At 41.3% G+C, this 14,829-nt stretch carries 12 protein-coding genes; 7 read left to right on the top strand and 5 right to left on the bottom strand.

The window, feature by feature from the left end; translation table 11 throughout:
- Positions 1-58: 58 nt before the first annotated feature.
- From ACF8D3_RS09600 to ACF8D3_RS09590, 3 genes are all read right to left on the bottom strand, one after another.
- Entirely contained in the window at positions 59-1,342 is a 1,284-nt protein-coding gene (locus ACF8D3_RS09600) for a ribonucleotide-diphosphate reductase subunit beta (protein ID WP_004881351.1), read from the bottom strand.
- A gap of 135 nt (positions 1,343-1,477) precedes the next feature.
- Positions 1,478-1,612, bottom strand: coding sequence for a preprotein translocase subunit YajC (locus ACF8D3_RS09595; protein ID WP_167317666.1), 135 nt, complete (start codon positions 1,610-1,612; stop codon positions 1,478-1,480).
- 115 nt (positions 1,613-1,727) lie between these two features.
- Positions 1,728-4,562, bottom strand: coding sequence for a ribonucleoside-diphosphate reductase subunit alpha (locus tag ACF8D3_RS09590; protein WP_392471244.1), 2,835 nt, complete (start codon positions 4,560-4,562; stop codon positions 1,728-1,730).
- 546 nt (positions 4,563-5,108) lie between these two features.
- On the opposite strand from ACF8D3_RS09590, the gene bfmR reads away from it, so the two are divergent.
- Both bfmR and bfmS read left to right on the top strand, forming a co-directional pair.
- A complete protein-coding gene (gene bfmR, locus ACF8D3_RS09585) occupies positions 5,109-5,825 on the top strand; it encodes a response regulator transcription factor BfmR (protein ID WP_004881343.1) in 717 nt (238 codons plus the stop codon).
- A gap of 111 nt (positions 5,826-5,936) precedes the next feature.
- Positions 5,937-7,577 carry a sensor histidine kinase BfmS gene (gene bfmS / locus ACF8D3_RS09580; RefSeq protein ID WP_007480951.1) on the top strand — a complete coding sequence of 547 codons (1,641 nt, stop codon included), beginning with the start codon at positions 5,937-5,939 and terminating at the stop codon, positions 7,575-7,577.
- A gap of 33 nt (positions 7,578-7,610) precedes the next feature.
- On the opposite strand, the gene ACF8D3_RS09575 is transcribed toward bfmS, so the two are convergent.
- Positions 7,611-7,967, bottom strand: coding sequence for a hypothetical protein (locus tag ACF8D3_RS09575; protein WP_004881341.1), 357 nt, complete (start codon positions 7,965-7,967; stop codon positions 7,611-7,613).
- A 92-nt stretch (positions 7,968-8,059) separates the two neighbouring features.
- Positions 8,060-9,478, bottom strand: a complete 1,419-nt coding sequence (locus ACF8D3_RS09570) for a sensor domain-containing diguanylate cyclase (RefSeq protein WP_286942886.1) — start codon at positions 9,476-9,478, stop codon at positions 8,060-8,062.
- A gap of 396 nt (positions 9,479-9,874) precedes the next feature.
- On the opposite strand from ACF8D3_RS09570, the gene ACF8D3_RS09565 reads away from it, so the two are divergent.
- From ACF8D3_RS09565 to nuoF, 5 genes are all read left to right on the top strand, one after another.
- A complete protein-coding gene (locus tag ACF8D3_RS09565) occupies positions 9,875-10,426 on the top strand; it encodes an NADH-quinone oxidoreductase subunit A (protein ID WP_004881337.1) in 552 nt (183 codons plus the stop codon).
- 6 nt (positions 10,427-10,432) lie between these two features.
- A complete protein-coding gene (locus ACF8D3_RS09560; protein ID WP_004881335.1) occupies positions 10,433-11,110 on the top strand; it encodes an NADH-quinone oxidoreductase subunit B family protein in 678 nt (225 codons plus the stop codon).
- Between the two features lie 87 nt (positions 11,111-11,197).
- Positions 11,198-12,985, top strand: a complete 1,788-nt coding sequence (nuoC, locus tag ACF8D3_RS09555) for an NADH-quinone oxidoreductase subunit C/D (protein ID WP_061518379.1) — start codon at positions 11,198-11,200, stop codon at positions 12,983-12,985.
- A 12-nt stretch (positions 12,986-12,997) separates the two neighbouring features.
- Complete coding sequence (gene nuoE, locus ACF8D3_RS09550; RefSeq protein WP_004881330.1) at positions 12,998-13,507, top strand: NADH-quinone oxidoreductase subunit NuoE; 510 nt, start codon at positions 12,998-13,000, stop codon at positions 13,505-13,507.
- Positions 13,504-14,829 (top strand): NADH-quinone oxidoreductase subunit NuoF, encoded by a 1,326-nt coding sequence (nuoF, locus tag ACF8D3_RS09545; RefSeq protein ID WP_004881327.1) that lies wholly within the window; start codon positions 13,504-13,506, stop codon positions 14,827-14,829. Before nuoE ends, nuoF begins: the two co-directional genes overlap by 4 nt.

Genomic DNA, 14,829 nt, shown 5'->3' with positions numbered 1-14,829 from the left:
TAAGAAGCCGCTATTCTAAATAGCGGCTTCTTATTGAAAATATAAAACTCTATGTAACTTACCAGCTTAACGCACCACCAGTTTGGTAGTCTGTTACGCGCGTTTCGAAGAAATTCTTCTCTTTACGCAAGTCCATCATCTCAGACATCCATGCAAATGGGTTTGTTACACCAGCAAATTGCTCTGGTAAACCAAGCTGAGACAAACGACGGTTACAGATGAACTTCAAGTATTCTTCCATCATGCTTGCATTCATACCCAATACACCACGTGGCATCGTGTCACGAGCATATTCGATCTCAAGCATTGTACCTTCAAGAATCATTTGAATCACTTCTTGTTGGAAAGTCGCTGTCCACAAGTGTGGGTTCTCGATCTTGATCTGGTTGATCATGTCGATACCAAAGTTCAAGTGCATTGATTCATCACGTAAGATGTATTGGAATTGCTCAGCAACACCATTCATCTTGTTACGGCGACCCATACTCAAGATTTGAGTAAAACCACAGTAGAAGAAGATACCTTCAAGTACACAATAGAACGCGATCAAGTTACGAAGTAAAATTTGATCGTTCTCAGGCGTGCCTGTGTGGAAAGTTGGATCACTCAAAGACTGTGTATATTTCAAGCCCCAAGCTGCTTTACGCGCAACAGATGGAACTTCACGATACATGTTGAAGACTTCGCCTTCGTCCATACCCAAAGATTCGATACAGTATTGGTAAGCATGTGTGTGAATCGCTTCTTCAAATGCTTGACGCAAGATGTACTGACGACATTCAGGATTCGTAATATGGCGGTAGATCGCCAATACCAAGTTGTTTGCAACTAACGAGTCCGCAGTCGAGAAGAAACCTAAAGAACGCATGATGATCGTACGCTCATCTTCGGTTAAGCCATTTTCAGACTTCCAAAGCGCGATATCGTGGTTCATGTTGACTTCTTGTGGCATCCAGTGGTTTGCACATCCGTCTAGGTATTTCTGCCAAGCCCACTCGTATTTAAATGGAACAAGTTGGTTCAAGTCCGCACGACAGTTGATCATTGCTTTATCATCAACTTGAACACGCTGTGCGCCCATTTCGAGTTCTTCTAAACCGGGTGCAACATCTAAATGTTCTAAGGCTTCAGATGCTCGAGCCAACGAATTGGTTGGATTTGTTGATCGCACGGAATCGGTTCCAGCGGGTTGTGCAGCTGCCACACGCGGCGATGATGGCTCTGCATCAGATACCACCTGCGTATTAACCGTTTTTTGCGAGTCGAGGGACGTAGACTTGTGTTCAGGTGTAGTCGGTTTTTGCGAATCATCTTCAAAATCGTCCCAACTTAGGATAGACATTTTTCGTTCTCTCTTCGTTGTGTATAGCCGTTAGACATCACTAAACAACGATGTCTTAAAATATACGCTTATTTTGTGTAAGCAAAATTAAGTTTTATTGATATTTATTTCAAAGGCGAATTCACGCCAACATCCCTAAGACTTATTTTGCTTACGCTGTTGTTTACGAATGGCTAAAAATGCATAGACCATCGGTACATAAAAGAAAATAAAAGCAAAGATTAAAACCGCAAGTCCCAACATATAGTTATGGCTGATATGCAACATAATCTTTGCCTCTACTTCAATATTTTAACGCTCTCAAATTTCCTTTAAACAAAGCGGATTTTTATTTCCGCATTTGCTTCGAGGAATTCCCCTCCGTTTAGGAGGGGATAAGCGAGTCTTACTGACAAGCCTCACAATCTGGATTGTCGATTGAACATGCCATTGGTACTGGAGCAGCAGTGGTAAAACCATCTTCTTCAGCTTGAACTTCTGGTTTTTTGTCTTCAACTGCTTGAGCTGCAACTACTGGTGCTTCAACAGATGCCGGTTTAACAGCATTTAATGCACCTGTATTGATTGTTGATTTCTCAGCAGATGTCGCACCCAAAGCTCGGAGGTAGTAAGTCGTTTTAAGACCACGTAACCATGCCATCTTATACGTGATGTCAAGTTTCTTACCATTTGCACCAGCGATGTAAAGGTTAAGAGACTGTGCTTGGTCGATCCACTTCTGACGGCGTGAAGCAGCATCTACGATCCAACGTGTATCCACTTCAAACGCAGTTGCAAAGATTGCTTTTAATTCTTCAGGAATACGCGCGATCTTTTGTACTGAGCCTTCGAAGTGTTTTAGGTCATTCACCATCACTGTGTCCCAAAGACCACGTTCTTTTAATGCACGAACAAGGTAAGGGTTGATCACAGTGAACTCACCAGAAAGGTTCGATTTCACATATAAGTTTTGGAACGTTGGCTCAATAGATTGAGACACACCACAAATGTTTGAAATAGTTGCAGTTGGTGCAATCGCCATCACATTTGAGTTACGCATACCATCTTTTTGAACTTTAGAACGTAAGCTGTCCCAATCCAAACGTTGTGTACGGTCAACTTCAAACATGCGCTCTGGACGAGATTTTGCAACAAGCTCTAAAGAGTCGATTGGAAGAATCCCTTGATCCCACAATGAACCTTTGAATGTTGAATAAGAACCACGTTCGATCGCAAGGTTGCTTGAAGTTTCGATTGCGTAATAGCTAATCACTTCCATCGATTCGTCAGCGAAATCAACAGCTGCATCTGAACCATAAGCGATGCCCATTTCATAAAGTGCATCTTGGAAGCCCATGATACCCATACCCACTGGGCGGTGTTTCATGTTTGAGTTTTTCGCTTGTGGTACAGCATAGTAGTTAATGTCGATGACGTTATCGAGCATACGAACAGCTGTTTTAATCGTGCGAGCTAATTTCTCACGATCTAACACACCACCTTGAACGTGTTGTACAAGGTTGATCGAACCTAAGTTACATACCGCGATTTCATCTTGGTTTGTATTTAAAGTGATTTCTGTACACAAGTTCGATGAGTGAACTACACCAACGTGTTGTTGTGGTGAACGCAAGTTACATACGTCTTTGAATGTGATCCATGGATGACCTGTTTCAAACAACATTGAAAGCATTTTGCGCCATAAATCTTTTGCACGTACTTTCTTGTGTAGCATGTTTTGTTCTTTTGCTACAGCTTCATAGTGTGCATAGCGCTCAGCAAACTCAGCACCAGTTAGATCGTGAAGATCAGGTACTTCTGAAGGTGTGAACAGTGTCCACTCAGCATCTTCAAACACACGTTGCATGAATAAGTCTGGAACCCAGTTTGCAGTATTCATATCGTGTGTACGACGACGGTCATCACCCGTATTTTTACGTAGCTCTAGGAATTCTTCAACGTCTAAGTGCCAAGTTTCTAAGTATGCACATACTGCACCTTTACGCTTACCACCTTGGTTTACCGCAACAGCTGTATCATTGGCAACTTTAAGGAATGGAACAACACCTTGAGATTTGCCGTTTGTGCCTTTGATATAAGAGTTCAACGCACGAACAGGTGTCCAGTCATTTCCTAAACCGCCTGCCCATTTTGATAGCATAGCGTTATCACGCATTGCACCGTAAATGTCATACAGATCATCACCAATAGTTGTTAAGTAACAGCTTGATAATTGTGGGCGTAATGTACCTGAGTTAAACAGGGTAGGCGTAGAAGCCATATAGTCGAAGCTAGACAATAAGTCATAGAATTCGATTGCACGCTCTTCTTTATTTTCTTCATTGAGCGCAAGACCCATTGAGACACGCATAAAGAATAATTGTGGTAACTCAAAACGCACGCCATTTGAATGGATGAAGTAACGGTCAAATAAAGTTTGTAGACCTAAATAGGTAAACTGGTTTGAGCGTTCTGGTTTGATCGCAGCAGCTAATTTAGCAAGGTCGAAATTCAGCAAATCTTCTGAAAGTAAATCAAGCTCGATACCTTTCTTTAAGAAAGTTTCTAAAGCATTGCCTTCAAGTGTATCTGAAGGTAGACCTAAGAATTCAAGACCTGTGCTCACCAATTCATTTGATAATAAACGTGCAGTCACATAAGTATAGTTTGGCTCTTGTTCGATACGCGTACGGGTCGCCATCATCATGGTCGTCGCGATATCGCTTTCTTTTACGCCGTTATATAAGTTTTTAACGGTCTCATCAACGATCGCTTGAACATCAATCCCTTCCAAACCGTCACTTGCAGTCTGGATGGTTGCAGTCAACGCATCAAGATCTAATGGCTGGAGCTGGCCATTGCTGTCAGTGATTTGTAATGTTGGATGGTGGTTTGCGCCTGCTTGCTGACGAGCAGATGCACGTTGTTCACGATAAATGACGTATGCACGAGCAACTTTTTGTTCGCCAGTACGCATCAGCGCTAACTCAACTTGATCTTGAATTTCTTCAATATGAATCGTACCGCCAGAAGGTAAACGGCGGTTGAAAGTGTTCATAACCATCTCTGTGAGTTGAGAGATACGGTCATGGATACGACTAGAGTCAGTACCTTGTTGACCTTCAACGGCTAAAAATGCTTTCCCAATCGCAACAGAAATTTTCTCGGCATTAAATGTCGCAATCTCACCGGTGCGCTTAATGACCTGAAGTTGGCCAGGAGTAGAAGTGATGATGCTCATGTCAGCATAGCTCCATTATCATCTATTTTTATGTTCATGGACCGTTTGAATCGAGCAAAAAGTATGCCACGATGTTTGAGGGATAAACACAATACTTAGTGGTTAAAGTTTATTTTCAACACAAGATACGGGATTTTTGGCAGCAGATCAATCCTTGACATTTTGGTAAAGTTTTTTTCATGTCTTAACTGCTGAATTCACAGGCACATAGCATATCAAAGCAGTTAAAAAAGGCTTATAGATAACTCTGTGGATAACTCAAAAAACAAACACTTAAATTATTTTTGGATAGATAAGAAACAAATTGTTTAATACTGGTACAAAATTTATACTCAATATTCATCCTATTTAAAAGTAGCTGTAAAAACAGAAAAATATATTAAAATTCATAATTTTAATAAAAATATAACAAAACTATGTAGGCGTGTATCAGTTTGGTGAACGCCTACTTGTTTACAATGTAAACGTGTGTATATTGCAAATCATAAACCAATGTATCTGTCAGATTTTTATAGATAGATTCTCTCCAATTGTAGGGGCAAACAAATGAGCCAAGAAGAAAAGTTACCGAAGATTTTGATCGTTGAAGATGACGAACGTTTAGCACGCTTAACACAAGAGTATTTGATCCGTAACGGTTTAGAAGTTGGGGTTGAAACTGATGGTAATCGTGCCATTCGTCGCATTATTAGTGAGCAACCAGATTTAGTGGTGCTAGACGTGATGTTACCGGGTGCAGATGGTTTAACCGTTTGTCGAGAAGTTCGTCCACATTATCACCAACCGATCTTGATGCTTACTGCACGTACTGAAGATATGGATCAGGTACTTGGTTTAGAAATGGGTGCAGATGACTATGTTGCTAAGCCTGTTCAACCGCGTGTATTGCTCGCACGTATTCGTGCATTATTGCGTCGTACAGACAAAACTGTAGAAGATGAAGTTGCACAGCGTATCGAGTTTGACGATCTTGTCATTGATAACGGTGGTCGCTCAGTAACGTTAAATGGCGATTTAGTAGACTTCACAAGTGCTGAATATGACTTATTATGGTTATTAGCTTCAAACGCTGGTCGTATTTTATCTCGTGAAGATATCTTTGAACGTTTACGCGGTATTGAATACGATGGTCAAGATCGTTCAATCGATGTTCGTATTTCTCGTATTCGTCCAAAAATTGGTGACGACCCAGAAAATCCAAAGCGTATTAAAACAGTGCGTAGTAAAGGTTATTTATTCGTTAAAGAAACCAACGGGATGTAAATCTCATTCTTCAGAGCTTTAATCACGCCGTACTTTTCAAAGAAAAGCTTACCTCCCTTGATCAGTGGGAGGTGAGGGGTGATTCAAAATTAGCTTGGAACTATTTACCTTATGGTGAGTCGAGTACTTAAAAACAGCATATTCTTGCGTATTTATGCTGGGTTGGTGGTATTGGTTGTTGTGGTTGCCGCATTTTGTTATTTGTTGGTGCAAATCATTAACTACCAAAGAGCGCAAGAATATCGCGAGTCTCTTACAGATGGTATTTCCTATGTCATCAGTGAGGGGGTATCTCGTCAGCCAGAAAAACAACAAAAATTAGATTGGATCTCAGATGCTTCTGATTTGTTGGAACTGCCGATCTATTATGTTGGCGCTGAGCGTGTAGAACTTTCTCGTACGGAGAAGAAACGAATTGCTGAGCAAAAATCGGTGGTTCGCTACGATGCAAATAATGGTATTGGTTATATCATTATTGGATTGAAAGATGATCCAGAGCATTTTATTTATATCAAAGTAGATAAGATCGGTGAGCGTCAAATGAAGGCGCTGCCAATTTTTGTGCTGGATTATTTGATTTTTTATCCGGGACAAGAACGAGAATATTTAGCCAAAATCAAAAAGCATTTCTACTATCCAATTGAAATTGCAAATATTCGAGATATCAATTTAGATTCAGAGCAAATTGGTCGTCTGCGTCAAGATCAAAGTGTGCTTCTATATAAAGATAGTGCAACTGTGCGTGGTACGACGATCTCGATTGTTTCACCAATGCCAAATCATCCTGCCCAAGTGCTGATACTCGGTCCAGTTCCAATGTTTAATTGGATGCCGTTCCAACTTTCAGCTGGTATTACCTTATTTAGCTTGTTCTTATTGAGTCTTGGTGTATATGGTTTGATTTTACCGCTTGAGCGTAAGATTCGTCAGGTGCGTTATGCCTTGAATAAAATGAAGTCTGGAGATCTTTCATTGCGTGTACCTATTGAGGGTACGGATGAAATGGCAAATTTGGCGTCAAGTTATAACAACATGTCAGATCATATCCAGCGTTTGATCGAAGCACAACGAGAATTAATGCGTGCGGTATCACATGAGTTAAGGACACCTGTTGCCCGTATTCGTTTTGGTATGGAAATGTTGGCTGAGGAAGATGACTATAGTTATCGTATTCAACAAGTCGATATGATTGATAAAGACATTGAAGCTTTAAATACTTTGATTGATGAAATCATGACCTATGCCAAGCTAGAACAAGGGACACCATCACTTGATATTGAAGATATTGTCTTGGTGGAAGTGCTTGATCAAGTTGCGATGGAAACGGAAGCATTGAAAACTCAAAAAGAAATCGAGTTGATTGCACCGCCATTATCATTGCGAGTTGATGCTGAGCGACGTTATCTGCATCGTGTTGTGCAGAATCTCGTTGGAAATGCGGTGCGCTATTGTGACAATAAAGTTCGCATTAGTGGCGGTATTCGTGCTGATGGCAAGGCTTATGTATGCGTTGAAGATGATGGTCCTGGGATTCCTGAGCAAGAGCGAGCGCGGATCTTTGAAGCCTTTGCACGTTTAGATGATAGTCGAACCCGTGCTTCTGGCGGTTATGGACTAGGTTTATCGATTGTAAGTCGAATTGCATATTGGTTTGGTGGTGAAATCCAAGTGGATCAAAGTCCTAACCTCGGTGGTGCTCGATTTATCATGACATGGCCAGCAAAACGTTATAAACAGCATGTGAAAAAATAAAACCCCAATATTGGGGTTTTGATCAAAAGCTTACTATTCTTGCACCGAAGAGTCTGGTTCTATCAATGGATGGCCAGACTTTAAGTTTTTTAGCGCATCTGCATTAAAGTCAATGAGTAGTGCATTGTTCTTAATATCAATTTTATATTTTTCAATAAGTGCCGTGTCACCATTCAGTGTTTCTACTTTATACGCATCAGCAATATTCAGAATACCTTCAAGATTTGTCGTTGTCGCAGCAAAATCCTCTCTAAAAACTTCGTATATATCTCTTAAGTCGAAAATCGCATTGTCAGCATCAGGATGTTTTCGGATATAACTTTCAACGTGACGCATCAAGAGCTGTGAAAAAAAGAAATAATCTGAGTCATGTGTGTATTCTAGATGCATATTTTTCTCCTTGTTTGCTTCTTTTAGAATACTCATCTATTCGGCCAGCAGTGTATAAAGTTAATTAAACCATGTAGCTGAATTGCAACATATTATGTCGAAAATACGACTTGGTTACGACCTTGTCGTTTTGCTTGATAAAGCGCATCGTCTGCTTGTTTAAATAATTGCTCAATCGAATGTTGATTTTCAGGTGTGCAAATGCAAATTCCGATACTGAGTTGAATAGAAAACTGCTGTTTTTTGTCGAGTTGAATAGGGGTGTTACTGACTTGTTGACGAATACGTTCAGCACATTGATAAACTGCTTCAGGATTTGTATCGGTAATAAATATTGCAAACTCTTCACCTCCTAATCGTCCCAGTAAATCATTTGGAGCTAACAGTGCTTGAATATTTTGCACACAACTTTGTAGTGCGAGATCTCCTGCTTGATGGCCATAGTTATCATTCACTTGTTTGAAGTGATCAATATCTAGCATTAGAAAAGCAGTGGTTTGCGAAGCATTGGATGCTTGGTGCTGTAAGAGTTGCACAGACTGTAGAAACTGGCGACGTGTTAAGCTTGACGTTAACTCATCATGAGCAATGGTATGTTGTAGCTCTTGAATCAATTTGCTTCGAACCATATTGATGCTGGAGACGGTCAAAGGAGCGATCGTCATCATAATTAATCCAAGGCGAATGGAAATCGTATTGTTGAGATATTGTTCTGGATAAAGTAGTAGATAGTTTTGCGATACATGGTAAATCACAAAAGCACAGCTTATCGAAGTGATAATAGCAACTGAAAAATGACGATAGCGAAGTGCACACCAAATCAGTGCAGCTATTGGGTAAAGAAGTGAGCCGGGGCCATTGTCATAATAACCTACAGCAATAGAAAAAATAACGGCAAATAGGGGGAGGCTTTCTTGAACAGTTTGTGTTTTAAACTCAATAAGTTGTTGCTTGAATTCTGAAAAACGTGGCGCACTGATGATTGCGGGTAAAAGCAATAGTGCGTTTTGAATTTCAGCGGTAAACCAATAACCAAAATCTATCCAAAATGAACCTAAAGAAAATTGAGTATTCATATATGGAAGTGTACTTGCCGCAAACAACGAACTTGCTAAACCACCAATACAGCAAAAGCTAAATAAGGTTAAATAAAAGTAGCCTTGATGCATCGAACGGATGTAGGAATTAAACTTTATATAAAGTGTTAGTGTGGTGATGACATAAACCAAGTTGGCCGAGTTTAGGCATATATTTAATAAAAAAGGCGTACCTTGTAACGCATCTGCCAGAAGATAACCTACCGCAGCACCGATAAAACTAATTGGATGGCGGGTTTGTGGAAATCGAATTAATAACCCAAGAAATACAGAGTTTGCTGGCCAAAATGAAGCAAGAAAAGTGAGATGACGTGTGGCAATCCCAAGCAGACAGCAAAGCAGAATGACCCCAGTAAAGAGTGCAAATAGTTGGAAAAATGATTGTGGTTTTAACGCAAGGTTCGCTCGTGACATCCTGACGTATTTCTATGGGTGGATAAGGTTGGCTATTATATAAATTTTGTTCAAAATTTCATCATAAATTTATATTAATGCAGTGATTTAGTTCATCGCGCCAGATTTTTGAACATTGGCTATAAAATAAGAATGTTTTTAATGCATGAATAAAGAAAAAAATGATCAATATTGTGCATTTGATTTGATTATTCGATTTTTAGGGGCGAATTAACAGTGATCTTGGATATATCCACAAATTTATGGACAAAATCATCCGAAAGACTAAAGCGCTTCAACTAGCATGAGAAATTAGAAATCAGGTACAATTGGCGGGATTAATTTTGTGTTTGGTGTATTTGAAGGCCAATACATACATTCTTTGTTAAAAATAGGCCTGCCAGGAGTTATCCCCGCATGAGTGCCATTACTCCATACGATTGGGCAATTATTGCCTTCGTGATCGGCGTTACATTTCTTTGCGTTTTTATGCTCACTGTTCCCTTACTCCTAGGGGGTAAAGCATGGGGACGTGCAAAGCAAGAGCAGTTTGAATCAGGTGTAGTTAGTGCGGGCGGTGCTCGTATCCGCTTGTCAGCCAAATTCTATTTAGTTGCAATTTTCTTTGTGGTTTTCGATTTAGAAGCCCTCTATCTCTATGCCTGGGCAACTTCAGTACGTGAAGTTGGTTGGGTTGGTTTTGCAACTGCTGCAGTCTTTATTCTCGTTTTATTAATTGGTCTGATTTATGAACTTTCAACTGGCGCGCTGAACTGGGCACCTTCTGATCGTCGTAAAGCGGCTGGTATTAAAACGAATATCGGTTCGCCAAATATGAATATTGCTGACATTACTCGATTCAATAACATTGAAGAGTTGGTTGTCGATCCTACTGGTCATATTCCAGCACAGTCTTCTGGTCGTGTTAAATCTAAAACACCGACTACATCATCATCTGAACAGGAGTAAGTCGGGATGAAATATACTTTAACCCGTGCGAATCCGGATGCCGATCAATATCCATTACAAGATCGTCAAATCGTAACTGATCCTCTTGAGGAAGAAGTTAATAAAAGCGTGATGATGACACGTCTTGAAGATGTGTTGCATACAGCAGTGAACTGGGGGCGTAAAAACTCTTTGTGGCCATTTAACTTTGGTACATCTTGCTGCTACGTTGAGTATGCAACGACATTAACAGGCGTACATGACTTGTCACGTTTCGGTGCTGAGGTTATTCGTGCTTCACCACGACAAGCGGATTTGATGATCGTTGCAGGAACCTGCTTTGTCAAAATGGCACCTGTAATTCAACGTTTGTATGAACAAATGCTTGAGCCTAAATGGGTGATTTCAATGGGTGCTTGTGCTAACTCTGGTGGTATGTACGACATCTATTCTGTGGTTCAAGGTGTAGACAAAATCATTCCTGTTGATGTGTACATCCCGGGTTGTCCACCTCGTCCAGAAGCATTAATCCAAGCATTGATGTTACTTCAAGACCAAATTCAATTAGAGCGCCGTCCACTTTCAGCCGTTATTGGTGATGATCTTCAGCCTGTGTATAAGCCAAAGATGATGCCAGAACGTGATCGTAAAAATGCTGATCGTATTGCGGTGAAAAACCTACGCTCTATGGATGAAATTAAATAATTTTAACGATGAGTTTTTGACATATTCGTGATGAATATGGTCATCGAAAAAATTGCCAGAATTTGTATTAAATAGGAAGCCAAGCCAATGGCTGAAACTGACATTGCTATGCCAGAATCAACGCAAGTTGATTCACGCCCAGCATTTGCAATCGTAGAAGAGCTCAAAACCAAATTTGGTGAGAATTTCTACGTGCAGGCGACTTTTGAAGAGTTTCCAACAGTCTGGGTTGAGCGCGCACGCGTGCAAGAAGTCCTCATGTTCCTCCGTAAAGTGGAACGTCCTTATGTGATGTTGTTTGACTTGTCTGCTGTTGATGAGCGTTTACGTGTTCATCGTGACGGGTTACCAGCATCTGATTTCACTGTGTTCTATCACTTATTATCGTTAGAGCGTAATAGTGACATTCGTATTAAAGTTGCATTGAATGAAAATGATTTAAGCATTCCAACTGCAACCAATATTTGGCCAAATGCTAACTGGTACGAACGTGAAGCATACGATATGTTCGGTATTGATTTCGCAGGGCATCCAATGCTCCGTCGTATCTTGCTACCAACTTATTGGGAAGGTCATCCTTTACGTAAAGAATATTCTGCGCGTGCGACAGAATATACCCCGTATATGCAAGACCAAGCGAAGCAAGATTTCGAACAAGAACATTTACGCTTTGTGCCAGAAGACTGGGGTCTAAAACGCGGGAACGATGACGAAGACTTCATGTTCTTGAACTTAGGTCCTAACCACCCATCTGCACATGGTGCGTTCCGTATCGTTTTACAGCTAGATGGCGAAGAAGTTAAAGACTGTGTGCCTGATATTGGCTATCACCACCGTGGCGTGGAAAAGATGGCTGAACGTCAAACATGGCATTCATTCATTCCTTATACGGATCGTGTCGACTATCTTGGTGGTTGTGCGCAAAACATGCCATACGTTATGGCAGTTGAGCAACTTGCAGGGATTAAAGTGCCTGAACGTGCACAAGTGATTCGTGTGATGTTGAACGAATTATTCCGTATCAACAACCATTTACTTTACTGTGGTACAGCAATTCAGGATGCGGGTGGTATGACCCCTGTATTCTACATGTTCGCTGACCGTCAAAAAGTCTATGACATCGTTGAAGCGATTACGGGTTACCGTATGCACCCAGCATGGTTCCGTATCGGTGGTACAGCACACGACCTTCCAAATAACTGGCAAAAGTTAGTTAAGGAACTGTTGGAGTGGATGCCGAAACGCTTAAATGAGTACTATACCGCTGCGCTTAAAAACTCAGTATTTATTGGTCGTACCCGCAATGTTGCGCAATACGATGCAAAATCTGCGTTGGCATGGGGTATTACAGGTACTGGTTTACGTGCGACAGGTATTGATTTTGATGTTCGTAAATATCGTCCATACAGTGGCTATGAAAACTTCGACTTTGATATTCCAGTGGAATATGAAGGCGATGCTTATGCTCGTGTCTTGGTTCACTTCCGTGAAATTACTGAATCATTAAAAATCATTCAGCAGTGTTTGGATAATATGCCTTCTGGTCCATATAAAGCGGATCATCCATTGGCAGTTCCACCACCGAAAGATAAGACATTACAAGATATTGAAACCTTGATTACGCACTTCTTAAGCGTGTCATGGGGCCCTGTAATGCCTGCGGGTGAAGCATCATTTATGACTGAAGTGGTGAAGGGTGCAAGTACCTATTACCTCACATCAGATAAGTCAACAATGAGCTATCGTACCCGTATTCGTACACCAACGTTCACACACTTACAGCAAATTCCTTCCGTGATTAACGGCAGCTTGGTATCTGATTTGATCATTTACTTAGCAACCATTGACGTGGTTATGGCTGACGTGGATCGCTAGGGGTAAACGATTATGATGATTTTGACTGATAAAAAACCACGTGTGAATGTTGAAGGAATTTTGACTGCTGACGAAATTCATGAAATTGAACATCACATTGGTCACTATCCGTACCCACGCGCAGCCTCTTTGGATGCATTGAAGTGTGTACAACGCCGTAATGGTTGGGTAGATGATGCACAAATGAATGCAATTGCGCAGTTGTTGACTATGAGCGTGGCGGATCTTGAAGGTGTTGCAACCTTCTATAACCGTATCTACCGTCAACCAGTTGGCCGCCATGTAATTCTATTGTGTGACTCAATTGCATGCTTCTTGATGGGTGCAGAAACTTTAGCTGAAGCATTTCAGCGTGAGTTGGGTATCCAGTATGGACAAACCACAGCAGATGGTCGTTTTACCTTGCTCCCAATTTGCTGTCTAGGCAACTGTGACAAAGGTCCAACATTAATGATTGATGAGGATACGCATGGTCTTGTAGACGTATCATCAGTTAAACAGTTATTGGAGAAGTATGTATGAATACTGAACCAAAACCAATTTATGGCGACGGTAATCCAGAAACTCATCCGCTGACTTGGCGTTTGAGCAAACAAGAACACGTTCGCGCTGCTGATGACTACGAAGCACTTGAAGGTTATGCTGGCTTTAAAAAAGCCCTAAGCATGCCACCAAAAGACGTGCTTGAAGTCATTAAAGCTGCAACGGTCAAAGGTCGTGGTGGTGCAGGCTTCCCAGCAGGGATTAAATGGTCATTGATGGCACCAAATGATGGTGGTCCACGCTATTTGATCTGTAATGCCGATGAAATGGAACCAGGTACTTTTAAAGACCGTTTGTTGATGGAAAAACTTCCTCATCAATTGATCGAAGGCATGCTGATTGCAGGTTATACCTTAGAGGCAACTCAAGGTTATATCTTTATCCGTGGTGAATATGTTGAAGCTGCTCAATACTTAAATGAAGCATTAGAGCAAATCCGTGCCAAAGGTTACTTGGGTGACAACATCCTTGGAACAGGCTGGAACTTTGATATGCATGTTCACACAGGTGCTGGTCGTTATATCTGTGGTGAAGAAACGGCATTGATCAACTCATTGGAAGGCCGTCGTGCGAACCCGCGTACTAAGCCACCATTCCCGCAAGTTGCAGGGGCATGGGGTCGCCCAACGATTGTAAACAACGTTGAGACCTACAATAACTTGCCTGCAATTATGTTGCGTGGTCCAGAGTGGTACATCAACTTATCAGCACATAAATCTAAAGACCCAGGTACTAAGATTTACGGTGCTTCTGGCAAAGTAAAATTCCCAGGACTTTGGGAACTACCTTTTGGTACAACTGCGCGCGAAGTGATTGAAGATCATGCGGGCGGTATGCGTGACGGTTTAACGTTGAAAGCATGGTTACCGGGTGGTGCATCAACAGATTTCTTAGCGGCTGAACATATTGACTTGCCTATGGATGCTGAAAGCATCATGAAAGCAGGTTCACGTCTAGGTACGTGTTTGTTGATGGTTGTTGATGAAACTCAATGTATGGTTTCTGCTACACGTAATTTAGAAGAATTCTTTGCGCGTGAATCTTGTGGTTTCTGTACACCATGCCGTGATGGTTTACCTTGGGCAGTGAAAGCGCTTAAAGCACTCGAAACAGGCGAAGGTAAGAAAGAAGATATCGACCATTTACAAGAACTGACTCGTAAATTATGGATCGGTAAAACTTTCTGTGCTCACGCACCAGGTGCGATGGAGCCGCTTATGGGCGCACTTAAATATTTCCGTAGCGAGTTTGAGGCAAAGGTTAAAACCCATGCTCCAGCTCTAGACGTAGAACAAGCTTAA

It is taken from the genome of Acinetobacter sp. YQ_14, from assembly GCF_043102985.1.
GTDB lineage: Bacteria > Pseudomonadota > Gammaproteobacteria > Pseudomonadales > Moraxellaceae > Acinetobacter > Acinetobacter venetianus.
The sequence above is the reverse complement of the archived record's forward strand: the minus strand, read 5'-3'. Positions and strand labels throughout refer to the sequence as shown.

What these genes read in the sequence shown, in the direction of transcription:
- ACF8D3_RS09565 (WP_004881337.1), top strand. Translation starts at nt 9,875, where the DNA reads ATGAGTGCCATTACTCCATACGATTGGGCAATTATTGCCTTCGTGATC.
- ACF8D3_RS09590 (WP_392471244.1), bottom strand. Translation starts at nt 4,562, where the DNA reads ATGAGCATCATCACTTCTACTCCTGGCCAACTTCAGGTCATTAAGCGC.
- nuoF (WP_004881327.1), top strand. Translation starts at nt 13,504, where the DNA reads ATGAATACTGAACCAAAACCAATTTATGGCGACGGTAATCCAGAAACT.
- nuoE (WP_004881330.1), top strand. Translation starts at nt 12,998, where the DNA reads ATGATGATTTTGACTGATAAAAAACCACGTGTGAATGTTGAAGGAATT.
- nuoC (WP_061518379.1), top strand. Translation starts at nt 11,198, where the DNA reads ATGGCTGAAACTGACATTGCTATGCCAGAATCAACGCAAGTTGATTCA.
- ACF8D3_RS09575 (WP_004881341.1), bottom strand. Translation starts at nt 7,967, where the DNA reads ATGCATCTAGAATACACACATGACTCAGATTATTTCTTTTTTTCACAG.
- bfmR (WP_004881343.1), top strand. Translation starts at nt 5,109, where the DNA reads ATGAGCCAAGAAGAAAAGTTACCGAAGATTTTGATCGTTGAAGATGAC.
- ACF8D3_RS09570 (WP_286942886.1), bottom strand. Translation starts at nt 9,478, where the DNA reads ATGTCACGAGCGAACCTTGCGTTAAAACCACAATCATTTTTCCAACTA.
- ACF8D3_RS09600 (WP_004881351.1), bottom strand. Translation starts at nt 1,342, where the DNA reads ATGTCTATCCTAAGTTGGGACGATTTTGAAGATGATTCGCAAAAACCG.
- bfmS (WP_007480951.1), top strand. Translation starts at nt 5,937, where the DNA reads ATGGTGAGTCGAGTACTTAAAAACAGCATATTCTTGCGTATTTATGCT.
- ACF8D3_RS09560 (WP_004881335.1), top strand. Translation starts at nt 10,433, where the DNA reads ATGAAATATACTTTAACCCGTGCGAATCCGGATGCCGATCAATATCCA.